This is a genomic window from Trueperaceae bacterium (assembly GCA_002707365.1).
Taxonomy (GTDB): domain Bacteria; phylum Deinococcota; class Deinococci; order Deinococcales; family Trueperaceae; genus UBA6957.
Genome location: PAMQ01000003.1, coordinates 154,008 through 180,595 on the forward strand (window position 1 = coordinate 154,008; position 26,588 = coordinate 180,595).

26 protein-coding genes and 1 riboswitch are annotated in these 26,588 nt (G+C 46.2%); of the genes, 10 read left to right on the forward strand and 16 right to left on the reverse strand.

Annotation, left to right across the window (positions count from 1 at the left end):
* The first annotated feature begins 4 nt into the window (after positions 1-4).
* The 3 genes from CMO31_00955 (at position 5) to CMO31_00965 (ending at position 2,540) form a co-directional block, all read left to right on the forward strand.
* The gene (locus tag CMO31_00955; GenBank protein ID MAZ52566.1) at positions 5-985 is read left to right on the forward strand and encodes a hypothetical protein; all 981 of its coding nucleotides are present in this window, start codon (positions 5-7) and stop codon (positions 983-985) included.
* 47 nt (positions 986-1,032) lie between these two features.
* Complete coding sequence (locus tag CMO31_00960) at positions 1,033-1,275, forward strand: hypothetical protein (GenBank protein ID MAZ52567.1); 243 nt, start codon at positions 1,033-1,035, stop codon at positions 1,273-1,275.
* 68 nt (positions 1,276-1,343) lie between these two features.
* Entirely contained in the window at positions 1,344-2,540 is a 1,197-nt protein-coding gene (locus CMO31_00965) for an acyl-CoA dehydrogenase (protein MAZ52568.1), read from the forward strand.
* Positions 2,541-2,603: 63 nt separating this feature from the next.
* On the opposite strand, the gene CMO31_00970 is transcribed toward CMO31_00965, so the two are convergent.
* Together CMO31_00970 and CMO31_00975 are read right to left on the reverse strand one after the other, a co-directional pair.
* The gene (locus CMO31_00970) at positions 2,604-2,984 is read right to left on the reverse strand and encodes a hypothetical protein (GenBank protein ID MAZ52569.1); all 381 of its coding nucleotides are present in this window, start codon (positions 2,982-2,984) and stop codon (positions 2,604-2,606) included.
* Positions 2,985-2,992: 8 nt separating this feature from the next.
* Positions 2,993-3,811, reverse strand: coding sequence for a hypothetical protein (locus CMO31_00975; GenBank protein ID MAZ52570.1), 819 nt, complete (start codon positions 3,809-3,811; stop codon positions 2,993-2,995).
* Between the two features lie 198 nt (positions 3,812-4,009).
* On the opposite strand from CMO31_00975, the gene CMO31_00980 reads away from it, so the two are divergent.
* The 3 genes from CMO31_00980 (at position 4,010) to CMO31_00990 (ending at position 7,773) form a co-directional block, all read left to right on the forward strand.
* The gene (locus tag CMO31_00980) at positions 4,010-5,230 is read left to right on the forward strand and encodes a hypothetical protein (GenBank protein ID MAZ52571.1); all 1,221 of its coding nucleotides are present in this window, start codon (positions 4,010-4,012) and stop codon (positions 5,228-5,230) included.
* Positions 5,231-5,307: 77 nt separating this feature from the next.
* Positions 5,308-6,516, forward strand: a complete 1,209-nt coding sequence (locus CMO31_00985) for an NAD-dependent dehydratase (GenBank protein ID MAZ52572.1) — start codon at positions 5,308-5,310, stop codon at positions 6,514-6,516.
* Positions 6,517-6,615: 99 nt separating this feature from the next.
* Entirely contained in the window at positions 6,616-7,773 is a 1,158-nt protein-coding gene (locus tag CMO31_00990) for a glycosyl transferase (GenBank protein MAZ52573.1), read from the forward strand.
* Between the two features lie 91 nt (positions 7,774-7,864).
* Here CMO31_00990 and fecE read toward each other — a convergent pair whose 3' ends face one another.
* From fecE to CMO31_01005, 3 genes are read right to left on the reverse strand one after another with little or no spacing between them, the layout of a single operon-like run.
* Positions 7,865-8,635 (reverse strand): Fe(3+)-dicitrate ABC transporter ATP-binding protein, encoded by a 771-nt coding sequence (fecE, locus tag CMO31_00995; protein ID MAZ52574.1) that lies wholly within the window; start codon positions 8,633-8,635, stop codon positions 7,865-7,867.
* Entirely contained in the window at positions 8,632-9,675 is a 1,044-nt protein-coding gene (locus tag CMO31_01000; GenBank protein ID MAZ52575.1) for an iron ABC transporter permease, read from the reverse strand. The genes fecE and CMO31_01000 overlap by 4 nt, the downstream gene beginning before the upstream one ends.
* The gene (locus tag CMO31_01005) at positions 9,672-10,457 is read right to left on the reverse strand and encodes an ABC transporter substrate-binding protein (GenBank protein ID MAZ52576.1); all 786 of its coding nucleotides are present in this window, start codon (positions 10,455-10,457) and stop codon (positions 9,672-9,674) included. The genes CMO31_01000 and CMO31_01005 overlap by 4 nt, the downstream gene beginning before the upstream one ends.
* A 213-nt stretch (positions 10,458-10,670) precedes the next feature.
* Positions 10,671-10,807: riboswitch (cobalamin riboswitch) on the reverse strand.
* A 58-nt stretch (positions 10,808-10,865) separates the two neighbouring features.
* On the opposite strand from CMO31_01005, the gene CMO31_01010 reads away from it, so the two are divergent.
* Positions 10,866-11,897 carry a cell division protein ZapE gene (locus CMO31_01010; GenBank protein MAZ52577.1) on the forward strand — a complete coding sequence of 344 codons (1,032 nt, stop codon included), beginning with the start codon at positions 10,866-10,868 and terminating at the stop codon, positions 11,895-11,897.
* A 2-nt stretch (positions 11,898-11,899) separates the two neighbouring features.
* Here the strand turns inward: CMO31_01010 and CMO31_01015 are convergent, their stop codons facing one another.
* The 5 genes from CMO31_01015 to aroA all read right to left on the reverse strand — a co-directional run bounded on the left by CMO31_01015 (position 11,900) and on the right by aroA (position 17,136).
* Complete coding sequence (locus CMO31_01015; GenBank protein MAZ52578.1) at positions 11,900-13,006, reverse strand: iron ABC transporter ATP-binding protein; 1,107 nt, start codon at positions 13,004-13,006, stop codon at positions 11,900-11,902.
* 69 nt (positions 13,007-13,075) lie between these two features.
* Positions 13,076-14,263 (reverse strand): hypothetical protein, encoded by a 1,188-nt coding sequence (locus CMO31_01020; protein ID MAZ52579.1) that lies wholly within the window; start codon positions 14,261-14,263, stop codon positions 13,076-13,078.
* 73 nt (positions 14,264-14,336) lie between these two features.
* Positions 14,337-15,209: a hypothetical protein gene (locus tag CMO31_01025; GenBank protein MAZ52580.1), complete on the reverse strand. Its 873-nt coding sequence runs from the start codon at positions 15,207-15,209 to the stop codon at positions 14,337-14,339.
* On the reverse strand, positions 15,206-15,853 hold the full coding sequence (cmk, locus tag CMO31_01030; GenBank protein MAZ52581.1) for a cytidylate kinase: 648 nt from the start codon (positions 15,851-15,853) through the stop codon (positions 15,206-15,208). The genes CMO31_01025 and cmk overlap by 4 nt, the downstream gene beginning before the upstream one ends.
* Before the next feature lie 17 nt (positions 15,854-15,870).
* A complete protein-coding gene (aroA, locus tag CMO31_01035; GenBank protein ID MAZ52582.1) occupies positions 15,871-17,136 on the reverse strand; it encodes a 3-phosphoshikimate 1-carboxyvinyltransferase in 1,266 nt (421 codons plus the stop codon).
* 473 nt (positions 17,137-17,609) lie between these two features.
* Between aroA and CMO31_01040 the strand changes: the two genes are divergently transcribed.
* Positions 17,610-17,834, forward strand: a complete 225-nt coding sequence (locus tag CMO31_01040; GenBank protein MAZ52583.1) for a 50S ribosomal protein L31 — start codon at positions 17,610-17,612, stop codon at positions 17,832-17,834.
* Between the two features lie 80 nt (positions 17,835-17,914).
* On the opposite strand, the gene CMO31_01045 is transcribed toward CMO31_01040, so the two are convergent.
* Positions 17,915-18,184, reverse strand: a complete 270-nt coding sequence (locus tag CMO31_01045) for a hypothetical protein (protein ID MAZ52584.1) — start codon at positions 18,182-18,184, stop codon at positions 17,915-17,917.
* Positions 18,185-18,325: 141 nt separating this feature from the next.
* Here CMO31_01045 and CMO31_01050 point away from each other — a divergent pair, with 141 nt between their 5' ends.
* A complete protein-coding gene (locus CMO31_01050) occupies positions 18,326-19,564 on the forward strand; it encodes a conjugal transfer protein TraB (GenBank protein ID MAZ52585.1) in 1,239 nt (412 codons plus the stop codon).
* Between the two features lie 28 nt (positions 19,565-19,592).
* On the opposite strand, the gene CMO31_01055 is transcribed toward CMO31_01050, so the two are convergent.
* The 5 genes from CMO31_01055 to CMO31_01075 form a co-directional block, all read right to left on the reverse strand.
* Positions 19,593-21,866, reverse strand: coding sequence for a hypothetical protein (locus CMO31_01055; protein ID MAZ52586.1), 2,274 nt, complete (start codon positions 21,864-21,866; stop codon positions 19,593-19,595).
* 138 nt (positions 21,867-22,004) lie between these two features.
* A complete protein-coding gene (gene argR, locus CMO31_01060) occupies positions 22,005-22,463 on the reverse strand; it encodes an arginine repressor (GenBank protein MAZ52587.1) in 459 nt (152 codons plus the stop codon).
* 36 nt (positions 22,464-22,499) lie between these two features.
* Entirely contained in the window at positions 22,500-23,702 is a 1,203-nt protein-coding gene (gene coaBC / locus CMO31_01065) for a bifunctional phosphopantothenoylcysteine decarboxylase/phosphopantothenate--cysteine ligase CoaBC (protein ID MAZ52588.1), read from the reverse strand.
* 8 nt (positions 23,703-23,710) lie between these two features.
* The gene (locus CMO31_01070) at positions 23,711-23,998 is read right to left on the reverse strand and encodes a DNA-directed RNA polymerase subunit omega (protein ID MAZ52589.1); all 288 of its coding nucleotides are present in this window, start codon (positions 23,996-23,998) and stop codon (positions 23,711-23,713) included.
* A 144-nt stretch (positions 23,999-24,142) separates the two neighbouring features.
* Positions 24,143-24,697: a guanylate kinase gene (locus CMO31_01075; protein MAZ52590.1), complete on the reverse strand. Its 555-nt coding sequence runs from the start codon at positions 24,695-24,697 to the stop codon at positions 24,143-24,145.
* 152 nt (positions 24,698-24,849) lie between these two features.
* Here CMO31_01075 and pyrG point away from each other — a divergent pair, with 152 nt between their 5' ends.
* A complete protein-coding gene (gene pyrG / locus CMO31_01080; protein MAZ52591.1) occupies positions 24,850-26,502 on the forward strand; it encodes a CTP synthetase in 1,653 nt (550 codons plus the stop codon).
* The last annotated feature ends 86 nt before the right edge of the window (positions 26,503-26,588 follow it).

Below are 26,588 nucleotides of genomic sequence, written 5' to 3' on the forward strand. Positions count from 1 at the left end.
AAAAATGGAAGACATCATAAAGTTACTGTCTCAAACTATAAATGTGACACCTAACTACAAGCCTGATTTATGTCTGGCAGTAAAACAATCGCGAACCGCTTGTAGCGCTTGTAGTGAAGTATGTCCACACGAAGCCATAACCCTAACTAGTCAGGTAGAAATTGACGAAGTGGATTGCACGGGTTGTGGTTTATGTGTACGAAGTTGTCCCTCCTACGCTCTCGAAACGAACGAGACATTAAAGTCGGTTACCCACTTGCGCTGTAGCCAGGTGGACGGCGAGGCTGCTCAGATTCATTGCTTTGGCCGTCTTGGAGCCACTGATTTACTTAAATTATCAGATGATTCTAGTCATCTTCACCTCGGTCGAAGCAACTGCAGCGAGTGTCCGATTGGCAGCGACGCAGTTATTGGAGCAGTTGAAGATGAAATTTCAGTGGCAAAGAAACTAGCAAATGTTTGCGGTCAAGAGATTACTATTGAATTCTGCTCAGTGGAAAGTATGCCCCAAGATGTTGACGACTCTAACCTTAGTCGTCGTGATCTATTTAGGCAAAGCATTAAAGGTCTACAGCAAGCCACTGCAATCGCTTTATCGCCTCTAGATCCAGGAGACGAGACGAATGGCTTGCCAAACGAATTACGCCAGCGCTACTTCGTCCTCGATAATGCGAATTTAGCTCCTACAACTCAAGTTCCTTGGGTTTTACCTCGAATATCAGATGGTTGCATTATGTGCCCTGTATGTACTCAGGTTTGCCCTACTAATGCTTTCCATAGGACCTTTAACCCTAAACCTGACGAAGGCGCAGTCCTCGAACTAGACCCCGGTAGTTGCATGGGTTGTGACGCATGCGTCCAGGCCTGCCCTATCAATGTAATTACTTTGGACGACAAAGTAACTTGGGGAGAACTTTCAAATAAAACGATTGAAGCCTTTCACAAACCACCAGATCCTGATACTGCTGACACAATTCCCCGCTAAAACTACCTCGGTACAGAATCAGCTAGTGTAATCACGTAAGATGAGGCATGGCCATAGATGAGTGGGTTGTCGAGGCAATCGAAACGCATGGGGGAATGGGAATAACCCTTTTAGCGGTACAGCGCTATATTGACGAATATCACAATGAGGAGTTAGCTCTAAATACCATTAGAGATTCCTTAATAAGCTTAGCCAACGTAGGTCGCTTAATAAACATTGAAGATCTTTGGTACCTCAAAACAAAAACCAGCAAAGAAGACGCTTTGAAAAAACTGTTTGGCGATGATTAAGCCAGAAAATGATTATCAAGATTGAAATAAGTAAATACCTAAATTCCAAATAGAAAGCAGAGTTACACATGACCACAACAGCCACCCAGCCCTCTCCCAACTTTCAAGTCCTACAAGACTTTTATGAAATTGAATCATTGTTCAATCCAGCAGAACTAGTAATCAGAGATAGAGTTCGTGAGTATGTCTACTCGGAAATAATGCCTTACATAAAAGATTGGTGGTCAACTGCACAATTTCCACCTCATCTCCCCCAAGCATTTGGCGAACTAGGCATTCTAGGGATGACTATCCCAGAACAGTATGGGGGTGCTGGGGCTTCGCATTTAGCTTATGGCCTCGTAAATCGCGAATTAGAATTTGCAGATAGCGGGATGAGGTCTTTTGTTAGTGTCCAATCGNGCCTCGTNATGTGGCCAATTNATACTTACGGTAGTGATGCCCTNAAATCGCGCTGGCTTTCACCACTAGCAAGTGGTAATGCAATTGGCTGCTTTGGCTTAACTGAGCCGGGTGCTGGTAGTGACCCCGGGAATATGCAAACCCGAGTTCGCAAGGTTGGAAACCGTTACGTCTTAAATGGTAGGAAACGTTGGGTCACAAACGGAACTATAGCTGATGTGGCAATTATTTGGGCTAAGGACGAAGATACAGAACAAGTGTTGGGTTTCGCAATTGATACGAATACAGAAGGCTTATCGACAGTGGATATCACCTCTAAGATGTCTATGAGGGCTTCAATATCGTCAGAGCTATATCTACACGACGTAGAGGTCACTGAAGAAGATAGACTTGAAATAATTGGATTACGTGGGGCCTTATCGTGCCTTAATCAAGCTCGATTCGGAATTTCTTTCGGTGTACTTGGTGCCGCTACCGCCTGTTTCGAAGAAGCTACTACTTACGTGGCTAAACGACCAGCATTTGAAACGCCCCTTGCAACAAAACAGCTAATCCAGGCCCGACTAGCCGATATGCTAACGGGCCTAACTAAAGGCACTTTGCTCGCATTCCATTTAGCTCGACTGAAAGGTGAGGGGCGCGACTCACCCTCACGCGTAAGCCTTGCTAAGCGTGAAAACGTACGAGCTGCCGTTCAAATAGCTAGATCAACTCGAGACCTCTTGGGGGCCAATGGAATAACTACCGAATACACAACAATCCGTCACATGCTTAATCTTGAAGCAATTTCTACCTATGAAGGGACAGACAACATACACACACTAGTCCTAGGGCGCGAGATTACCGGACAGCATGCCTTCTAAAAGCCGCCTAATGCGTCATAGGAGTATTCTTGCCACCAACTCAACCAAGCTCCTCTTACCTTCCTAATTGATACCCCAACCGAATGTTATTAAGACATAGATTACTAAGGCTATGCTAGCTCTAACAAGGTGTCGCCACAAAATTACCTTTCCGAGCACAATCCAAGCGTTCAATAACCCACCTAGAGAGGCAAAAATTAACCCAAATACCAGAAGTGGCCTAGCAATACCTGGGGAGTAAATAAAAGCCACAGACGATACCCCTATAATTACAGCAGATATCATGAAAACTACCGCCATTATAGGTTTACGGCGAACAACAGACCAGGCTTGAACGAAGTTCGCTACAGCATAAAGACCAACCGCTACCAAGGAAACAATCTGCACCAAAGCTAATTCTAACCAATAGTCACCATCAGTTTGTACTAGGCTTAAACTAGACACCTATTGCCCTAATTTAAAAGATCCTCAAGCTGCACAGATTCGACTGGCTTATGACTCTTTCGCTGAATGAACCGTACCAACCAATCGTCAGAACTGATCCTATCGGCTACGACGATAAGCCTAGTTACGTCTCCCCTTCGATTAAACAACCTAGCGGCTCCTAGGGCTTCCATATCACTAGGGAGCAGCTCTGACTCAACAGTGCTTGCTTCTCGACGGAGAACTTGTGGATCGAAAGTACTTTGCGACAAAACAGAATAACTATCTGATTTGAAATAACGTAAACTTTGCGCTCCAACTACCCACGGTTGCCCAATGAAACCAACCAAGTGATAGTTAGAGGTTAATTCTTGTACGCCCTCTTGGCGCCACCTGTATCTCGCGTAAGCCTGATTTCGTTCCCATACGCGACGAACCCTTGCCGAATCCTGCAAAATATGCTGCAAAACTTCTATAGCCCGACCTTTTATTGTTGGTGTTAATGATACAGGTACAGATAATATCTGAGGGAACCTCCCAACGACACTTTGTAAAGTTTCAGAAAATTGAGCCACCCACGGATCCTGTCCAGCTCCGCGATTCACTTCTACACCCTCGGATAAATCTGGGACAATTAATAGGTCAACATCATCTCTCAAGGCAAGAGCCTGAGCAGCCGAAAGTCGGAAGATGAATGAAGGAATTTTTTGTAGCCTATAATCGTCGGGACCGCTACCTACCATACCCGGCTCAGGTAGTACTATCTCTGCCCCAGCATCTTTAAGAAGTTTCTTCCAAAAAGATCCATAACGATTCCACAGAAGCTGTGTGATGAAGCCGACACGCACGGCCGGTCAGTCTAGCATGAGATTCGCATTTAATTCATTGTGACTACTTAAGGCTATCTTCAAACTAGGTAAGCATTAGATCTATTAGAAAAGCAGAGCCGGATGGTTAAAGTAATACAATGGACCTTGGGTTTTACACAAACTTACTAAAGAAGTTATAGCGTAACAACCGGTGATAACATGTAGGAGGCTTTTTCTATGTCGTTGTTTCTAATTGTCCTGTCTGCATTAGTCACCGCATATATATTGCTTTTATTAGTTATAGTCCTAGGAATTATTTTACGCATAACCAAATCAACCAAAGACCACACTCCATTCGTAAGTGTTATTGTTCCAGCTCGAAATGATGAATCGTCCCTCCCAACCTTGCTTAATTCTTTGGAACAGCAGATTTATCCTGGAAAATTGGAATTCATTATTATCGACGACCGGTCGGATGATGGAACTAGTTCCATCATCCGTGAAGCATCTCGGCGAGATTCTCGTTACCGTTACCTTCGCCTGGATCTTCCTAACGACCATTTTTCTCCTAAGGTAAATGCTGTTAACGCTGGCATCCAGTCCGCAAAGGTTGAAATAATAATAACTACGGACGCGGATTGTATAGTGCCTCCATACTGGGTGAGGACCATGGTAGGACACTTCAGAAGTGACGTTTGCATGGTGGTTGGCTTAGTCGAAACCTCGCGAGCCCAGACTATTCTCACTTGGCACGAATATTTCGAAACTATCGACTGGTTTTCACTTATGCTGGCCATGCGCAGCCTCTTGCGATTAGGCCTTCCGTTAGCCTCAACGGCTAACAATCAAGCCTATCGCCGTGAATCCTTTGAAAAGATCGGTGGTTTCAGTGGTTTTGGAAAATCTCCAAGCGGCGATGAAGACCTCTTAACCCAAAAGCTAGCTAAATTACCTGGCATGAAAATAGTCATTGCAGATGATCAGGCCTGTAGAGTCTTTACTCAACCAATGCCTTCCTTTAAATCACTGCTCCGACAACGCATACGTTGGGTCTCGCGATATCACCATCCTATGCACTACCAACCTGGGTTCTTAGCGGGCCTAATTTTGCTTGCAGGTCAAAGCACGATGCTGACGATTGCCATAGTTGCAATTCCCTTTGCACCCAAAATCGCCCTCTGGGTCATTCCCCTCTGGGGAATTAAAATGGGGGTAGAATTATTTGGCATCAACTTAGGACTCATTCAACTCGGCCGGCGAGACCTTGTAGGTTTACCAACCTTACTTTGGGCTGTACTCCACGCACCCTTCATCGCAATAATATCGGTGTGGTCTCTCATTAAACCAGGAGATTGGTCGTACGAAGAAGTCCAGTCCAGAAAACGTGACCTTTATCAGCGTTTCCGTAAAGTTGTTAAAAAACACTCTCCTCGCTCCACCTCATCTGGACCGAAGTAATCCTTACTACGGTTTAGGTGGTAAGCTACGATGTCTGCCCCAAGAAAGCTCAAATGGGGCTCTTCTAGGAGGCCTAAATGAAGGTATTCGTCCTTGGTGGAGACGGCTTCTGCGGCTGGCCAACTAGTCTTCATCTTTCTCGCCTTGGATACGATGTAATAATCATTGATAACTTAAGTCGACGTAATATCGATAACGAATTAGAAGCTGGAAGTTTAACACCAATCCAACCCACCGGAACTCGACTCCGAGTTTGGCAAGAGAGCACAGGAAGAAAAATAGTCTTTCATAACCTTGACATAGCTACCAATTACCACCGTCTCCTCACTTTGATCAAAGACGAACGACCAGAAGCTATTGTTCATTTTGCAGAGCAACGGGCTGCTCCTTACAGCATGAAAAGCGCTTACCACAAGCGTTACACTGTTAACAATAACCTTAATGCTACCCACAACGTCCTCTGCGCAATAGTTGAAAGCGGTGTAGACGTTCATTTGGCTCATCTGGGAACCATGGGCGTTTACGGGTATGGCACAGCCGGAATGAAGATACCTGAGGGTTATCTTCCAATTGAAGTAACGACCGATACTGGTGAAAAAGTTCATCAGGAAATTCTGTATCCTGCCAACCCTGGCAGCATATATCACATGACGAAAACCCAGGATCAGCTCTTCTTCGCCTACTACGCCAAGAACGATGAAATCCGAATAACAGATCTACACCAAGGAATTGTCTGGGGTACAAACACTGAAGACTCACTCCTTGACGAACGGCTTGTCAATCGTTTTGATTACGACGGTGATTACGGTACAGTTTTAAACCGATTCTTAATGCAAGCAGCTGTAGGATACCCTCTGACCGTCCACGGCACAGGCGGGCAGACTCGAGCTTTCATCCACATTCAAGACACTGTTCGCTGTATCCAACTCGCTCTCGAAAACCCTCCAGACAGAGGTGATAGAGTGCGTATCCTAAACCAAATGACTGAAACTCACAAAATCCGTGATCTTGCCAAACTAGTTGCAACTACTACTAATTCGGAGGTGGCCTATGTGGAAAATCCCCGTAAAGAAGATCCAGAGAACGACCTCCACGTCCGCAACGACCTTTTCTTAGATCTTGGCTTAAACCCGACTACCTTGAGCACAGGATTGCTTACTGAAGTTACGGATATTGCGACAAAATATTCTTACAGGGTTGACCTTAACAAAATACCCTGTACTAGCGTTTGGACAAGCAAACACTTCGCTGGTATCCCAAATCAAACGTCCAAGGGGAACAATTGACCCTTAGATACCGCTTATAGGCCTAGGCTTTCGTTCAGTTTCGGCAACCCCGCCCGTACCTAGGATAAAGGTAGACTAGGATAACGCTCCGGCATTAGCATGCGAATCGCCTACTTCACCGAAGTTTTCCTCCCCAAAATTGATGGGGTAGTAACCAGGCTACTCCACACTCTGGAACACCTTCGCCGCCTTGATCACGAGGCTATTATTTTCGCCCCCACAACATCTAATGAAGCCCTGCCAGAGGATTATTTTGGGCACAAAGTCGTTCCAGTACCTGGGGTCGCATTCCGCCCCTGGTACCCGGAACAAATACTAGGTTTACCCCGGCGCCGGATAGGTCGAGAGTTAGATTTGTTCCAGGCAGATGTAGTTCATGTAATTAATCCTGTAGTTATGGGACTTTGGGGAACTGCAATTGCCAAGCAACGTAATTTGCCTCTGCTCTCGAGTTATCACACCGATCTTGCACAATACGCCCGACACCTCCGACTCTCTTTTCTTATTCGTCCCGGTCAGGCTTTCTTACGAGAGGTACACAATCGAGCTCACATTAACCTTTGTACAAGCCAGCCAATACTCAATGCAGCGCGAAATCAGGGCATTAAGCGGGTTCGCCTCTGGCATAAAGCGGTGGATACAAATCGTTTCAACCCTAGTAACCAATCTTCGCAGATGCGTAATTTTCTCACCGAAGGGCACCCTGATGAAGCCCTGATGATATATGTCGGCCGATTATCTAACGAAAAACGCATCTCCTGGTTACTGGATCCAATTAGTAAGTTATCGGGGGTACGTCTTGCCATTGTGGGTTCCGGTCCTGCCGAATCATCCCTCAAAGAGCTTTTTAGAGGTACTAGGACGCTATTTACGGGATATATGGGCGGAACCGATTTGGCCAAAGCATACGCAAGTTCAGACGTTTTTGCCTTTCCATCAGATACCGAGACGCTTGGGTTCGTCGCATTAGAGGCTATGGCTTCAGGAGTACCCGTAGTCGGTGCCCGAGCGGGAGGGATCCCAGACGTCATTCAACACGGTGAAAACGGCTTACTTTTCTCGCCTGGCAACCTTGATAACCTTAGAAATCAGCTTAAACTGCTTTTGGGTAATATACATTTGCGTAATAAACTTGGATCTCAAGCAAGAATCGATACTGAAGCCTGGAGCTGGGAGAAATCTACACTAAAACTCTTAGATTCCTATAACCTAGCTAAAGCAGTGCGACGCAGATTCGACCCACCTAGCGCATTGTAAAAAGATTTTTTAAGGTATGAGGCCAATCTAATCACTGATAACCACTCAATTAGAGTTTTGTTCTCAGGCCTTGCCAACTTCCGTATTCCTATCAATCAAGGCGGGGAACAACTAGCGGAGTCTTCACTACCGGATCCGGTACCAAATCAACGTTCACACCATATATCTCACGTATACGGTCTTCCCTAAGCACCTCAGCAGGTGGTCCGGCGACTATATTACGGCCGGAGTCAATAAGGACTAATGTTTGAGCGATCTTAGCAGCTAAAACTAAATCGTGAAGGATTACAAGAGCGCCGATTCCTTCTCTTACCTCACGGCGAATCAACCTAATAAGTTTTACCTGGTGTTGGAGGTCTAAATGGCTCGTTGGCTCATCGAGAAGGAGGAATCGAGGGCGCTGGGCTAAAGCACGAGCTAATATAACCCTTTGACGCTCTCCTCCGGACAAGGTGGCGATCAATCTTCGACGTAAATTCCAAGTATCTGTTCGTTCCATGGCCTCTTTAGTAAAGCGCCAATCACTCTCCTGCTCGGACCCAAACAATCCGAGGTGAGGCATCCTACCCATGAGAACAATTTCTAGAGCAGAAAAATCACCCGGTAGAATATCTTTTTGTGGAACCACCGAAAAGCTTCGTGCTAGCTCCCGGCGACCATAACCTCTCAGTGGACGGCCATCGAGAAGTAACTGTCCTTTCCTTGGCCGCAATAATCTTGTCAGCAAGGCAATTACAGTACTTTTCCCGGCCCCATTAGGCCCAGAAAGTACAGTTACTTCTGCCTCTGGTACAACCAAATGGAGATCACTAATAACGTCCCTACCATCGTAACCAGCTGAAACGCCACGAACCTCAATCACCGGACGACTCGCTGCGTTCTAAGGAGGAAAAGAAAAAACGGTCCACCCACCAGAGCGGTGATAACACCAATAGGAATTTCAACTGGCGCAATAAGGGTACGTGCGACCAAATCAGCAAGAACCATAAAAATAGCTCCTAAAATCACGGTCAATGGAATGAGAACACGATGATCCGGACCAAATGCCAATCTTACTGCATGAGGAACCATAAGGCCTACGAAACCAATGATTCCACTAACACTAACAGCAGCGGCAGTAGCGAGAGTAGCTGCAGCAACGAGCACAAGTTTGGTTGTTTCAACATTAAGGCCAAGCTGAGCTGCTTGATCTTCACCTAACTGAAGCAAATTAAGGTATCTACCCGATAAACCAATGATCGATAGGGCAATCACCATAAGAGGGAAAACGATAATTACCTCATCCCAGCTAGCTAGAGAGAAGCTACCAAGTAGCCACGCTATTATTCCCGCAACCTGTTCCCTCGCAGATAGCATTAAAAAAGACGTAATGGCGGTAAAAATTGCGCTCAATACTGCACCCGCAAGAACTAAAGATAGTACAGGAAGTCGCCCTCTCTGGCGGGCTAAAAACACCACAACTAAAACGGTTACAAGCCCAAAAATAAATGCAACAATCGGTAAACCAACTCCTGCGAATAGTAGGAACCCTGCTCCGAAAGCCATTACAATAGTCGCTCCCAAAGCAGCCCCGCTAGCCACCCCTAAAAGGTATGGTTCGGCTAAAGGATTGCGAAACACTGCCTGATAGGTTGCACCAGAAACCGCAAGCGCCCCGCCCACCATACCTGCGAGAAGGACTCTCGGCACTCTAATCTGCCAAACGATTACATCGTAAGTACTTTCAACCTGGCCAGTGATACCATTCCAAACAGCTTGGCTAACAGCGCTAAAAGAAAGATCGATCGAGCCAATACCAGTTGCAAAGATCGACACTAATAACAACGTAAACCCAGAAAGTCTTAATGGCCCCAACCACGCCAGAATACGCTTGCCGCTTGGTCGCTTAGCATAGTTGGTCAAAACAAATCCGGATGCAAAAGATCAGCTAAAAGCCGGATAGCTTCTCCTAACCTTGGACCTGGACGGTTCATCACGTCAACTTCCGATTGACTTAGTTCGGCTACTCGGCCAGATTTAATTGCTGTTAACTGCGACCATCCTGGCCTAGCACTTATCGTTCGAAATGTCTCCCCAAATGGCGCATCTCCCAACACAATAACTTCGGGATCTGAAGCAACAATAAATTCCGGATCCAATTGGGGGAAACTTCCCATCACTTCAGTCACGATATTGACACCACCAGCGCTACTGATTAACTCCCCTATAAACGAATTAGGACCAACACTATAGGGTGTAGGGTCAAGTTCAAAATAAATACGGGGAGACGACTCCCTACCAACGACAAGCCTTTCTAACTCATTAATCTCTCCATTAATACGGCCAATCAATAGAGCTGCTTCCGTTTGAAGGCCAGTAATTTCACCAACAATTCGGAAGAATGCAAATGCCTCCTCGATAGTCTGAGGTACTCCTGCGAAAACCGTCACCCCAAATTCATCAAGAGCCGCTGCTACTCCACTAAACTGATCAGCAAGCACGAGATCCGGTTCTAGCGCTATAATAGCCTCAAGATCGACAGAAAATGGGGAACCTAAATCCGCTAACTCCATAACTTCTGGCGGGTAATTGCTGAATGTATCTCGTCCCACAAGCTGATCACATGCGCCTAAAGCGCAAACAGTCTCAGTAGCGCTAGGCATTAAACTTATTATGCGTTTAGGCTTATCAGCGATTGTGACCATTCGGCCAAGATAATCAGTCAGGACTAACGGAAAAGAAGTAGCTACAGCAGAAAAGAAAAAATATGTAGCCCCAAGAACTAAGATAGATCTCAATACTCTCACAGTTGCCTCCAACAGGCTCCTGCGAAGGACAGAAATTCTACCTAAAACCTAGGTTGGCCGCCAAGGGAGGCCTAAAACTTCCCTAAGGCTGCCCTTCCTCGTCCTCGCAAGGGGTGCAGTCTCCTTGACGTCCGGTATTCGGGCTAGTTCGAAAGACGTGAATTCAGCAAACCACTTTCGAATCTACCGTTGCGGGACAGCGCCGGATTCTCACCGGACTTCCCCGGAACGTCTTGGGTGTAAGTTATCGTAGGCTACAAACCAATCCCTGTCAAACTAACGCCTACCCCATGGTAGGCTCGGCCCGTGAGTCAGATAGTTCCACTTGAGCTACTTGAGCTACCTGTTGGGCTAACACTACCTAATTTCACCCCGCCTCCAAGATTCCGGAATACCCGATTCGAAACATATTGTCCGCAGGATCCCAGCCAAATAATGGCACTAGATCGTTTAGATAATTTCGTGAGATCTATGCCCTCTTTTACTCCCAGCAGAGGATTATTTCACTTGAGACGGAGGAAAATAGTCGGAACTGGTCTTTACTTAGATGGGGGATTTGGGGTTGGTAAAACTCATCTGTTAACGGCCCTTTATTATGCGGCTCCCTTTAACGAAAAAATCTACCTTTCCTTTCAGGAATTGGTCTATTTAATAGGAGCCCTAAGCCAGAGAGAATTACGTCAAATGCTGGGGGGACATCGACTTATTTGTCTCGACGAGTTTGAACTAGACGATCCCGGAAACACACTAATAATTAAGAACTTCCTTGCAGAGATTTTCCTAGCGGGAGGTACCATAGTCACAACCTCTAACACTACACCCAACGCACAAGGCGAAGGGCGCTTTAATGCCGAAGATTTTCGGCGAGAAATTCAAAGTATCGCCACGCACTTCGACGTGCTTTTGATTGACGGACCCGACTACCGGGATCGTTCATTATCTGGAAATTTTTTATCGGAAAACTGTCTCCGTAAGCATACCTATTGTGACTCCTCAGACGGCATAAAGGTAACCGGGACCTGGCCTCAACTCATGGACGTTCTAGCCTCGCTCCACCCAATTCACTACAAAAATTTTTTAAAGGGTATCGGCGCCCTTTATATTTCTGGAGTCGAACCAATAGCTTTTCAAAATAATGCACTCCGCTTCGTACACTTTATTGACCAACTGTACGACCAAGAAGTGCAATTTAAGGCAGCAAGCTCGGTAACTCTCTTGGAGCTTTTTGATCCTAGTTACGTAAACAGCGCTTACGTAAAAAAACACTATCGTTGCCTTTCTCGGTTAAGAGAGTTATTAGTTGGATCTGAAGCCCGAGCTGACGCCGCAACAGAATAACACTAAGCTTCACTCAAACCTAAAGGTACTGCTTTCCCAAAAACACGAAGCCTGATTCGATCACCCGGTTTGACATCACAATTTGGACCGGTCTGCACCAAAAATGGTTCTGACGAAAGACGATTTTTCCCGAGCAATTGACACCTGTAAGTTAGATCATGTCCCTTAAAAGCCCGAGATACCACCTCTACTGGAAAACCAGCGTCCCTATCAAAAACAAGGGCTTCCGGGCGAACTGAAAGTAGTACAGCGCCATTTGCTGGTTGGCTCAGCTCCAGGGCTCCTAACGCCGTTTCAGCCACATTACCCCGCGCCGATCCATGAATAAAATTAGCCATGCCAAGGAACTTAGCAACGAAAGCAGTCCTGGGACGCGAGTAAACTTCCTCCGGCGAACCAAACTGTTCCACCCGACCTGCTCGCATAACCGCAAGCCTATCTGCAAACATCATTGCTTCCTCTTGATCATTAGTAACAAGAAGCGCAGTAGTCCCACTAGCACGAAGAATCCGACCAACCTCAATACGTGTATTATCTCGTAATCCTGCATCCAGGTTACTAAATGGTTCGTCTAACAGTATGAGATCTGGCCTCGGGGCCAAAGCACGCGCCAAAGCCACTCGCTGCTGCTGGCCCCCAGACAACTGCCCCGGAAAGCGCTCACGAAAAATTGTGAGCCCAACAAGATCCATAACTTCCCTAGCACGGTCAATACGCTGAGACTTAGAAAGCCCCTTAATGCCAAATGCGACATTGCTCAAAACGTCAAGATGAGGAAATAGTGCATAATCCTGAAATACAAAACCTATTTTGCGTTTTTCTGGTGGGATCCACACATTAGGACCCGAAACCATAAACCCAGAAACCTCAACTAAGCCTCGATCAAGCATCTCGAAACCTGCAATGAGCCTAAGTAAGGTCGTTTTCCCACAACCAGATGGCCCAAGTAAGGCGACGAATTCTCCTTGTTCAATTTTGAGATTGAAATCCACTACTGCGGGATGCGGTTGGTCAGGAAAGCTCTTAATAATTCCCTGTAATCGCAAAACACTCTGGGAAATCTTTTCTTTAGCGCTAATTTGGGGCGCGGAGGGTTGACTCTTGATCATAACCAAGTACCTAGATTAGGTAATTCAAAAGATTTTAGCAAAAATCTTACTGGACAGCTAGGTATTAACCTAATTCTTTTGAGACAGAACTCCAATGTCTACAGCTCGGGTAATAATATCACGGACAATAGCCTTCGAACCGCCAGACGGTCCCATCCGTAAACGTCCAGCATGTGCTGCGATATCGCGGTCTCCTTTGTTATAACGAAAGCGTAGGAGGTGGCTAGCTATTTCATCAGGATCGGCTCTGGATATAGTCAGAGCTGGACCCAATAAACGCCGTTGATTAATCAAGAACGCTTCTGTGTAGTAAGGAGGTACTGGGAAAGCAATTATTGGGATTCCAAGTCCAGCTGCCTGTTCATGTGCTGTACCTGCCGTACCGAGAACCACCTGAGCCCCTGCTAATAGGTCATAAAACCTATCTTCAAAAACCCAAACTTCCTTATCTTGATTATGTAATACAGCCTTTAGGCCTCCCACTCCATTACCAGATTCAGTGCGCCAACCAGGAAATCGGGGTAGTTCACCTCCCGACCAAGCAACGGCACCACTTAAAGTTCTAGTCTTCACCAAAGACGCAAGCATGGTCCCAAGCGCGGAAACAGCATAATCCCGTGAACCTGGTAAAAGGACCACAGAAAATCCCTTCTTAGTTAGACATGAAATTGGATTACCGTCCGCAGCATCAAGAATTGGATTACCTAAAAATTCTACTTTAGCGAGACCCATCCCTCTAAGATGACTCTTAGTTTCAACATCCCGGACATATACCCGTTCAGCTAACCTGCTCATTAACATACGCTCTAACGGAGTAAACACCTCCATGAATACTCTGCGCATGCCTCCCTTCGGTCTTCCACGACCATGAAGAGCGGAAACCAACGCCTGGTACACGAATCGACATTTTGTTTTTACCAAGGCTGACTGAAGTTGTGCATATATGTCCCCAATTACTATTAAAATATCTGTTTCCAACCTCTTTAAGTCGCTCCATTGACGCAAAGTCAGTCCCACAAACCCAGCACAAAGATCCCGCCGTAACATTGAAGCTGAATGAAGCGTAAGGCCTCCACTAGGCATCACTCTGCGTGGACCTAGGATTTCGAAACCAGCCTCCTCGTACGAATCACCCGTACCGACTAATGGATAAGCCCTTACATGCAAATCAGGACGGACTTCACAAACCTCTAAGCCTAAAAGAGCCCCAATAGCATCTTCACCATGACCATTAGAAAGTAGTGTTATGTTAGCCAAAAAACAAGATCTCCTCTGTTACCTAAACCCTCCATTACCTAAATGAAATCTCTCTATAGAGTCCGTGAATTAATCACTTATCTTGCAGGTTTGGAGTGGTTCCCCAGCCAAGCTTTTGTCGCAAGATATCGTAAGAAGTCCTCCGACCATTCGAGACGAGTATCAAGTCAGTAGGTGCGGCAGTAACTACTATACGATCCCCAGTATGTAACTCGACACGCTCCTGCCCATCAACTAGTAAGGCTACCTCAGCAACTGAAGTCTTTAGTTCTAGGCTTACCTGTGATCGACCATCTAGTACAATCGGCCGGTTGGTAAGAGCATGGGGGGCAATTGGCGTCACCACAAAAGCCCGTAGGCCCTGGGTCAAGATAGGGCCGCCCAAAGACAAAGAATACGCCGTAGATCCCACCGGGGTAGATACCACCATGCCATCCGCCCGATATTGGATGGCATGCTGATGGTCTACCTCCATATCGATCCCAATTAGACGTGTCATCACCCCTTGTGACAAGGCAAATTCATTTAATGCATATCGTGTTATCGGAATATCACGTTGAACAGTAGCCTGCAACATCATCTTTGGATTTAACCGCCAACCACTTGGAACCGCACCAGAAAGAAACGCCATAATTTCTTTTGGACTGTGCTCTGCAAGAAACCCAAGTTTTCCAAGATTCACTCCTAGAACAGGTACGTGGGTCCCAACAAGCCTCCGTGCAGTAGAAAGCAAAGTGCCATCCCCGCCAACTGAAATTACTAGATCAGCCTCTTTAGCAACTTGGTTGAGATCTAACTCGCCATAAGTATCTGTCTCAACGTCAACACCTAGGGCAAGAAGGCGTGATGATATATCTGCTACTAGTGACTGAGCCTCAGGCTTGAATCTGGTACTGGTTACTACTACGTGACTTAGTTGGGCTGCATTAGCTTCAAAAGGTTTCATGCTTTATTCACAGCCGCTACATGTACTAACAGCATTTGAGTCACTTCCACTAATGACAGTCCATCCGTATCAATATGCAAAGCATCCCCAGCGGGTTTAAGCTGCCTAGCGTCCAACAAATCACGCCGTGCGAGCGCGTCCCCTACAAGGTTTAGATCCGAACTCCTCTCGCTAACTCGTCTAGATGCTCGAGCTTCAGAAGAGGCAGTGAGATAAAACTTTATATCAGCATTTGGAAAAACTATAGATCCCATGTCTCTACCTTCAACAACGAAAGGAGGTTCAAGGCCCTGTAGTCTTGATTGAACCCAGGACCTGACACCTGGATGAGAAGATACTGCTGATACGTTCTCGTCAATCTGATCTGTGTGCAACTTCTGGCTCACCTCCACACCATCAACCAAAATCCTGTTAATTGTGCCGCTTGATTGAAATAAAATCTTATGCTGTTCAAGAAGAGTGATAATACCTTCCTGGTTATCGGGACTCACGTCCTGTCTTAAAGCCAAAAGAGTAGCGGTCCGGTAAAAAAGACCACTGGAAATAAATGGAATATCAAGTTGTCGGGCAACCTCTACACCCACACTAGATTTTCCTGTGGCGGCCGGACCGTCGAGCGTAATTATGATGGTGGACTCACCCATCGGTGTCATCATAACGCCTATGAGCGCAACATCGCCCAATCATCGAAGAATCCCGGATAAGTTTTCGCTACACAAGATGGGTTTTTTAGCTCTAGATCAAATCTAATGCTAGCGATAGCAAAGGCCATAGCCATACGATGATCACCATAGGTATCGATGGTGATACATCTCGGACTAGTTCGAAGAGGATGTACGACGATCGAATCAGTACCCTCCTCTACACGGACACCTAATCGCCTTAGTTCGGTGGACAAAGCTGTCAAGCGGTCAGTTTCTTTAATCCTCATATTAGCCACGTTAGTTATGGTGACAGGGGAATCCGCAAACATGCCTAATACCGCTACCGTTTGAGCTTGATCGGGCATATCATTTAAGTCAAAATCTCCTCCCCTAAGTTGACCATTACGGGGACCAATGACTTCGCAACTATGATCGCGCCAAATTACTTGACAACCCATCTCATCCAGAATCTCAGTAATCCTACGGTCACCCTGCAAGGAAGAGTTGCCCAAGTTTCTGATTTCTACCCTTCCCCCTGAAGCAGCAGCAGCAGCCCAAAAATACCCTGCGGACATAGCATCACCTTCAATCCGATGAAACTGAGGCTGATAAGCCGATGGGAGAACATAAAAGGAATTGTGGCCTTCTCGATCTACCATTACGCCAAAATCCGCCATTAGCGCCAACGTCATGTCTATAAATGGCTTCGACTGGAGTTCTCCAGTTACTTCAATTGCAACAGGCGCATCAGCCAAGGGAGCCACCATGAGAAGGGCTGACAAGTACTGGGATGACCGATCTCCAGCAATATGAGTCTTACCTCCCTTAATACCATCAGCTCTCACTATCACGGGTGGGGATCCTGTTTGGAACTGTGCTTCCGACTTGACCCCAAGACCTGCTAAAGCGTCCAACAAATCCTGGATAGGCCGTTCTCGCATACGCTGATTACCATCAAGTCGGAAAGATCCTTGACCAAGAGCAACAAGGGCGGTAAGAAATCTTATCGAAGTACCGGAAAGGCGAAGGTCAAGATCAGCTTCCTTAACGGGAATTCGGCCTCCGCAGCCCTCAACCATGAACTGGTCGTCCTCAACTTCAACTGAGATCCCAAGAGTTCGGAGGGCTTCAACCATAACCTGGCTATCCTCAGCAATTAAAGCCTTTTCAAGAACGCTCTCTCCATCCGCTAATGCAGCCAATACAAGAGCACGGTTTGTCAAACTTTTGGATCCCGGCACCTCAAAAGACATGTCAACCCGACCCATTGGGGCTAAACTCATCGTCTTAGGATAGGTCAACATATCACTCCGGAGAATATCACTTTAAGACTATTTATTTAACACAACATGATCGTTAGGGTTACCTCAGCCTTAAGAATATTTATTTCAAGTCTTAGGAGCCAGCTTAGAACGTGTAAGCTCAAGATATGAATTGCGTTATGCAACTTCCAATAAATCACATCTCACAATAATTCAATTTTTTTGTCCCCAAACCTGATTCAATTGCATTACACGGATAATTTCCCTAATGTACGAAGGGGCTCCCTTTGTTGCCCTCAAGGTATACTGGTATCAAAGGGGCGCTTACCTCCGGTAAATCCCATTGAACAAATGTTTGGCGCTCAATTTAGAAATCAGATCGGTTACAGCTAAGGCAAAAACCGATACTACCCAAAAGCCAACTAACCTGCTAAACTGGTCAGGTTTGTTCAGTTTTTTGTCTGCTCACCCTCGTGGTTTCGGTAAGGAGTACCATGAAAAAAGATATTCACCCTAAACTAGTTCCTTGCAAGATATATTGTGAAGGCGAAGTAGTTCTAGAAACCTACAGCACTAAAGCTGAGATGACTGTTGATGTTTGGTCAGGTAATCATCCTTTCTACACTGGACAGCAAAGGTTTATAGACACTGAAGGCCGTGTTGAAAAATTCCAGAAGCGCTTTGGTGACAGCTATCGTAGGCAAAATAATAAGTCTTAGGCACATCTGTTGAGCACCATAAACGCACGAACACATGTAATAGGTCTGTGACAGACGGTACAATCGTATCGATCGAAGTGTTACTTTGATTTCACGTAAGTGCTAGTGCGAAATTCTCGCATAATACGAGGATAAGCTATTACCCACAATATCCCCAGGACAATAACTTTCCCCCACATAGTATCTAGATAGGGAACGCCTAAGGTGGAAAGAATGCTAATCAAAATAACAAAGATTACCGCCAAGATTAGGGATTTCAAGAATAGACGCACCATCTTACCTAAAGTAGGTTGGCCGGCCATCTGAACAGGTGTTTTTTCCACTTGTTTTACGCTCTTATTTTCCACCATAAGCCAATTGTATCCCCAAAGCACATCGCAGCCAAGGCAACGCCAATAATCAAATAAGGATAATGTCTACGCCTCCAGACCCCACGGGGCGTTGATATGGTCGGTAACCTGTTACCTGACTTGAACAGGTAAACTCGGAGTATGCATTCCAGCGTCCCTTGTCATTCTAATGAAAATGACACAGAACCGCAGCCGCTAATTCGCTTAAAACTAGGCGGGGTCAACTTTGTTCTACTTGGTACCGCTCATGTTTCCCGAGAAAGCGCCCAGGCGGTAGCGGATCTAATTGCTACGGAATCCTTCGACGCCGTAGCAATTGAACTTGACCAAAATCGCTATGCGGCTATCACGGAACCAGACCGCTGGGCCCAGCTTGATCTCTTTCAAGTAATACGTCAAGGTAAAGCGGGTATGGTAGCTGCTAACCTAGCACTGGGCGCCTTCCAAAAACGTTTAGCTGATCAAGTGGGCATTGAACCAGGTGAGGAAATGCGAGTTGCAATACATCATACCGAAGCTGCTGAATTGCCACTCTTATTGGTTGATCGTGACATAGGCATCACGTTACGCCGCACCTATCGTAATATACCTTGGTGGCAACGCTTTAGCCTGATGGGTGGCCTACTTTTCAGCACATTTTCCCGCCAAAATATTTCTCCCGAAGAGATAGAGAATCTTAAGCAAGGCGACATACTAGAAGCCACATTCGCCGAATTCTCAGAAGGTTCTCAAGCTCTTTTTACTCCACTGATAGCTGAGAGAGACCTATATATGGCTTGTAGGATTTACCTCGACGTTTTTGGCGGCAATTCTTATTCGTCCTACAAACACGTTTTGTTGATTGTCGGAGCAGGACACCTCCGAGGACTAGTGAAAAATCTTGAAACTGGAGTAACTAATCCAGCTGCTGAAATAGAACGATTGGAAAAAGTTCCTGCCCCTAGTCCGTGGCTAAAAATCATACCGTGGGTCATCGTGTCGCTTATCCTTACTGGGTTCGGGATTGGCTTCAACAGGAGCCCGGAACTAGGCCTAAAAATCATTATTGATTGGTTCTTAATTAATGGAGCTCTAGCTTCCATCGGTACCATACTTGCCCTTGCCCACCCGATGACGATAATAGGCACCTTTTTGGCTGCTCCTTTTACCTCTCTAAATCCCATGATAGGCGCTGGTTTTGTAGCTGCAGGCCTGGAATTATGGGCCCGAAAACCAAAGATATCGGACTTTCGGGACTTACGTTCAGATATAACGACTACTAAGGGATGGTGGTCAAATCGAGTTGCCAGAACACTTCTAATTTTTATATTCGCTACTTTTGGATCTGCACTAGGCACCTATTTGGCAGGCTTCCGGATCTTCGGGAAACTCTTTTCCTAAACCTACCGGCCCACCCAGGCCCTATCGCTTAATACAGCGGAGCTCCATCTAAGGCCCACTTTGCATAGGCCTCGGCGAAGACTAGCTCGGTATCTTGAACTCGTTGAGAAAGAAGAAACCTAAGAAAGTCCCTTACGTCTCTTTCAGTACTATCTGCGAAGAGCTTGCCACCTGACATACCCTCAAATCTACCTTTCTTTGCTTCCGGTAAGATCTTTTCCGCCTCTTCGGCCGCACTCCTCAGTTCCTGAACCAAGATTCGCGGAAGCAGCTCAGGACGGGAAAGATTACGAGGTCCAAATAAAAAACGTCCTGCTCTAATTCCCAACATTTGTATGTTGCGACTAATCAGCTGACGGAGTAACACCTGGCTACCCTTCACAGTCAACGTTACCGCTGCATGAGAAAACCTTTGCTCTGAGGTATTGACCGAAACACGGAGTTCGTAGGAACCTGGGTCTAGAGTCAACGGAATATCAAGCCCGAACTGGTCAATTACCAAGCCAACCGCGTTGTAAGGCACGCTGACCTCGCCATCGGTTTGTCTCAAGATTAAGCCCCCGCGATCTAGTAAATTTATTGATATCTGAAGTTTATCTGGCAGAGCTTCACCTTCCGTAATTACCTCAAACCTAGGATAAATGGTGTCACCCGGATGATAAGGAGCAGCAGATATGCCATTTTGTCCCAAACAAATCTCTATGATGTTATTAATGGCAATAGCAGCTGGAGGAGCCCTCAGAGCAAGTATTCGCTTACTCGCGAAAACTGTTAAGGGTAGGTCATTGCCGGTTTTGTTTAGATAAATCTCGTACTGGTCAGCAGCTGCTAAATGCTTACCCTGACGTTCATAAAGGTATCCTAGTGCATAGTGGATACCTTGCTGGTCTGGATATTTCTCAAGCGCCTTTAAAAGATCTATAATGGCATTTGGATCAACCTCTGAGCTGAGGCTAACGGCACGTCTGTATTGCTCTACGGCGAGTTCAAGGCGACCTGTCAGCACCTGCATTAACCCTAGGTTATAGAAGGCAGTAAATCGTTGAGGATTAAGCTGCACTGCCCTAAGTGAGGCTTCCTCACTCTTATCTAGAAGACCAATAAGATAGTAAGCCCAACCTAAGTTAGTCCAATACAAATCATTATCGGGGTCTAAGTGTACAGCTTTCAATAGCGCACTATGAGCATCAAAAAAGTCCTCTTGTTCAAAGGCGATAAAGGAGAGACGCTCGTAGGGATATAGAAAATCTGGTTGAATCCTATTGAGATCTTCCAAAGCAGTCTGTTCTAGCACAATGTCGGCCTTATAGTCAGCAACGACGGCGAGTCCTAATAAAGTACCAACGCCGACAGCTCCTTCTTTGACCTGTCCTAAAACTTTTAGAATGTCTTCTTCCACCCCTGGTAGACCTCTAGAAGCTCGGAAATTTGCACGTGCAACGACACCATATGGGTGTTCTGCCGCTGCTAAATCAAAAGCCTCAATAGCACTGTCCAAGTCGTTGTTGCTAGCCGAGAGAATGGCGATCCACAATCGGGGTGCCAACAGGCTAGAGTTGTCAGCGAAATCTCGAAAATACTTTATTGCAAGTGTTTCACTAAATTCTAAACTATTAAGGGACATAGTCGCCTGCAATCCTGGATCATCACCTGCCTTCCTAGAAAAAACAGCGGCGAGGTTTCGCCTTAAACGAGCAGCGCCGGGATGGGAGTCCATTTGGGCAAGCAACGCCCGGGCGTCCTCTAGAAATCCGCGACTAATCAAGTTAAGGGCACTAAGGTAATCCCTTTCAACATTGGAGGAAACAAACGTTGATCCAATTTCTGGTTTTCTCAGATCAAGCCTAGTCGCAACAATTGCGACTGCCTTATCAATTAGCAGGCCTGGTTGACTCACCGCAGACCTCACAGTATGTGTATTAACCCCATTTACCCCAGCCAGGTATAACTTCAAAATTAGGCCGTTTGGGGAATTGATCACTTCCCCAGTTAAGACAAAATCCGCTCCGAAGAGCTCTCGAGCTAAGACAGCGCCAACCTGATTATTGAATGACCGGTCTTTCAAGAAAACACCAGGGCTCAAGTAATTGGTGCCAACAGGCAGTGGCGGTACTAAACTTACTGCAATCTCAGGACCAACGATCTCATCGAATTCATCTATGAATTCTCTAGATATACGATCTGCAACCGCAAAGCCAAGGAGAGTGTCTGGAGACTGGACAGGAAAAACAACAAACGTTTGAGCTAATCCCCAGCTAACGGTAAGAACAAAAAATAGCGAGGCAAGAAGCCTTCGGTTCATTCTGGGACCTCCAGAGCTCACTAGTCTCAAGATTAGCATCGAAACGGTATTAGCACTAACAAAAAATGTTCTGGGCTTAACTAACTAAAATTATTTAACTACACGACCGACCTGTACATCCTAACTTTGGGTATAGCCTTAGTGAAGCAACCCTTCTAACTCGTCGAGCAGCACCTCAGCCATCTCTGCAGTTCGCAAAACAACAAAAATAGTGTTGAACCCTGCAAGAGTACCTACAATATCGTCCCGATCCAACTTATCTATTACTTTTGCAATTCCGCTAGCTTGACCTTCGTCAGTAGTAAGGACAAGGGTGTTGTGACCTCTATCCAGATCACGGACGAATAACCTCAGTTGCTGGGACAGTTCAGTCATCGCATCTATCCCGTTTTCTAGTGGAGACAACCGATAACGGTGGTTTCCTTTGCCGGTGGATAGTCTCACGAGTCGCAATTCATTTACATCACGACTAATAGTTGCCTGAGTAGCCTTAATGCCCTTTTTTGCAAGATGTTCAGTAATCTCAGCTTGTGTAGAAATAAATTCCGTCTCGACTATTTCTCCAATAAGCTGTTGTCTGTATTCCTTACGGGCCATAACGTCTGGCGATACTTGTTATGCCATCTTTACGTTTCATTGATTAATATCGGTCAAGCACAAAGCACCTCGATCGAGGATCGCATCAGCGACCTCGCGCTTTGAAAGTTTTGGAAACTCCTCGTAATCTCCATTAGGCTTCACTACGGTAATCTTGTTGAAATCGCTACCAAATGGGATGTCATCACCTGAAAGATAATTCAAACAAATGAAGTTCAGCCCCTTTGTGCGAGCCTTTTCTGCTGCTTTCGATAGCCCTTCGCTGGTTTCCATGGCAAACCCAATCATCACCTGCTGGTTTCGGCTATCTCTTAATTTAAGGAGAATGTCCGGATTGCGAACAAAATCAAGGGTCAAACGATCCCCATGCTTAGCTACTTTCTCTGTAGAGGCACTTACAGGACGCCAATCAGCGACTGCTGCGGTCATTATCAACATATCAGTTTTGGCAAAATGATTAGTAAGAGCCTCTAACATTTGATCGGCACTACAGACCTGAATCTTCTGAATACCGAGTGGTTCCTCCATGATACTAGGTCCCGATACCAAAGTTACTTCTGCTCCCCGATCATTAGCCGCCTCAGCCAATGCATAACCCATCTTCCCCGTACTTGGGTTACTAAAATATCTTACTGGGTCAACATGTTCTCGAGTTGGCCCAGCAGAAATTAGTATTCGCCTACCCTCAAGATCCCGCTCCCTATAGAGACCTTCAACTAGAGAAGGTACAGTTTCAGGTTCCACCATCCTACCCAAGCCTATCCCCTCGTGTTTTCCAGCTAGATGCCCGTCAACCGGACCAAACAACACGTGTCCATCTGCTTCAAGGGTAGCGACATTGCGGCGGACAGCAGGGTTCTTCCACATCGCTGTGTTCATAGCTGGAAGCCAAAGAGTTTTTGAAATACCTGATAAAGCTAGTGCTGAAACCACGTCTTCAGCCCGCCCAGTTGCAGCACTGGCAATGGCGTCTGCAGTAGCTGGTGCAACCACAAGAACATCTGCCCATGTAGCCAATTCCAAATGCCTCAATTTTCCATTTGGGGCAAACCAGGTTTCTTGATCAAATATTTCGTGACCAGCCGCTACTGCCAAAGAAAGACCTGTAACAAACCGATAGGCTCCCTGAGTGGCTGCAGCACGGACATCCATTCCCGCCTCACGCAACCTCCTGATTACAGAAGGGGTTTTGATAGCTGCGACCCCTCCCGTGGCAGCCACCAATACCTTAAGTGCCATCGCCCCGGTCAGTTTTCCTCGGAATTACCGAAAACTTCATCCGCTCGCCGATCTTGCTGATTAAGGCGACGCAGCTCATCTTCACTGGGCAAATCTTCACCCCACACTATTTCCTTCTCTAGTTCTAGCTCCCGCATCGCTATGGTAACTGTATTGCTTGTGCGCGGCAGGTCTTCCTCCTCAAGTGTAGATGGTATACCTCCCTTAATTTGCGCTGCCCTACGAGCAGTAATAACTGAAAGGCGGTACCGGGAATCCGTCAAAGACATTAATTTATCAAAACCATCGAGAACCATAAAAACTCCTTTTTCCAGGGCCTTAACAGGCCGGGAAAGAAACCGACTCACTAGTGGGTCAACAGGATATTATACGGCACACGGCAGACACCGCCAAGTTTGAGAGATTACTTGAATTTCCCCTAAGAAACTTCCGAACTGTTCCTAAATCATTCTCTCAGCTTTTTGGCATTCAGCCCGAATAATCGCAGAGAATTCTTTGACAGCTTCCAAGAGGCTATCGTTAACAACGAGATAATCAAACTCTCGGGCAGAGTTAATTTCTTCCCTTGCCCTTTCTAGCCTTTTAGCAATCTTTTCTTCAGTGTCCGTTCCTCGACCACGTAACCTACGCTCTAGCTCTGAAAGGTTTGGGGGAGCCACAAAAATCATTACTGCGTTTGGCATAGCTCTCTTTACCTGTCGCGCTCCATGAAGTTCCAGTTCTAATAAAACATTCTTTTGGCTTTTTAGTGCACTGGAAACCCGATGAGTAGGAGTACCATAATAATCACCAACGTACTCTGCATATTCTAGGAATTCACAGCATTTAATCATTTCTTCAAACTTCGCCTTGGTGAGGAACAGGTAATCCCGACCGTCTACTTCATTTTGTCGACGTTTACGTGTAGTCGCTGAAATCGAGTAAACGAGGTTAGGAAACTCAGGTAATACTTCCCGTCGAATGGTATCTTTGCCAACTCCAGAAGCCCCAGTCATAACGAACAAGATGCCGTTTTTCCTAATCACGGCATCTCCTTTAGAGGGGTTTCAGTAAATTCCATAATCCCAGAAATGTACCATGTACGTAGCCCCCGTAATCCTTGCAACGTTCGTGGTAGAGTGAACGCCCAGGGGCTAGGGTGGACCAAATGCAAACCAAGTATATCTTCATTACTGGGGGAGTTGTTTCCTCGCTTGGCAAAGGGATCACAACTTCTAGTCTCGGCGCTTTACTCCGATCCCGGGGTTATCGTGTTACAGCTCTCAAAATTGACCCTTATATCAATGTGGACGCTGGTACCATGCGACCGTATGAGCATGGAGAGGTCTTTGTAACTGATGATGGGGCAGAAACCGATCTTGATATTGGAACCTACGAACGATTTCTCGATGTCGACCTAGCTCGCCAGAATAATGTTACCACCGGCCAGGTGTATTTAAGCGTTATTGAAAAAGAACGAGAGGGACAATATCTTTCGCAGACAGTACAAGTAATTCCTCACGTTACCGACGAGATAAAGGAACGAATTACTGCTATGGCTAGTCACGAAAATCCAGAGATTGTTCTTGTTGAGGTCGGTGGTACTGTCGGAGATATAGAGTCCCTTCCTTTTCTGGAGGCCATAAGGCAACTTAGATTTGAGATTGGGCAAGAAAACTCCCTGTACATACATGTGACTCTAATGCCTTTCCTTGGGACAAGCGAAGAATACAAGACAAAACCGACCCAGCACTCAGTAGCAACTTTACGAGGTGTGGGCATTCAACCGGATGGGTTAGTCCTTAGATCGAAAACTCCAGTACCTGAGGAATCTCGCAAAAAGATCGCGTTGTTTGCAAATGTCGAAGTACCAGGAGTATTCAATGCCTATGATGCTGATTTCGTTTATGCAGTACCTGAAATGCTTGAACAACAAGGCATAGGTCGCTTTGTAGAAAGTCGCCTCCGCCTCGATCCGGTGACGCCAGAATTACGGGGATGGCGGGAAGCCGTTCAGGTTCTTCGTAACCCTTTTTCTACAGTAAATATAGGAGTTGTCGGGAAGTATGTGGCCATGCCAGATGCTTATCTCAGTTTAATGGAAGCTTTAAAGCATGCTGGGATTGTTAATGACTCGGAAGTTGAAATACATTGGTTAGATGCCGAAAACTTAGTCGAAGAGCCATTAGATTTCCTAAAGTCTTTTCACGGTATTTTGGTACCAGGCGGCTTCGGTGTACGCGGCATTGAAGGTAAAGTGCGAGCCTCCCAATTTGCGCGGGAGCATGGGGTCCCGTTTCTAGGAATTTGCCTTGGAATGCAAGTTGCGGTCATCGAATATGCCCGGAATGTATCAGGACTTACCGGGGCTAACTCTACTGAGTTTGACCCTTATACTCCCTTCCCAGTAATTGGACTCATGCCCGAACAATTAGAGATACAGGGTTTGGGTGGCACTATGCGCCTCGGTAGTTGGCCAATGCAAATCTTAAAGGAAACATTGCTGGAAGCCCTCTACCACTCGGAAGGTGAGCATGTTGTTTACGAACGCCACAGACATCGCTACGAAGTAAACCCAGAATACGTAGCTAGCCTTAAAAATGCTGGTTTAGTAATTTCAGGTATCACGCCGGGAATGAAAGGACGAGGCGAAGGCCTTGTAGAGGCTATCGAATTACCTGACCACCCATTTTTTGTTGGCCTACAGTCCCATCCCGAGTTCAAATCAAGGTTAATGAACCCCAGTCCACCTTTCCAAGGTTTCATCAAAGCTGCCTGCGTGCGAGCTCAAGTTTCTACTGATCTCGAGACCCCAGTGTGAAACAACCTCAGCTGGTAACGCTGAGTACTACTAGCAAAAAGAGCTCCTTTTGGCGTAAATCAAGATTTACCTCGCTGTTAGCAAAA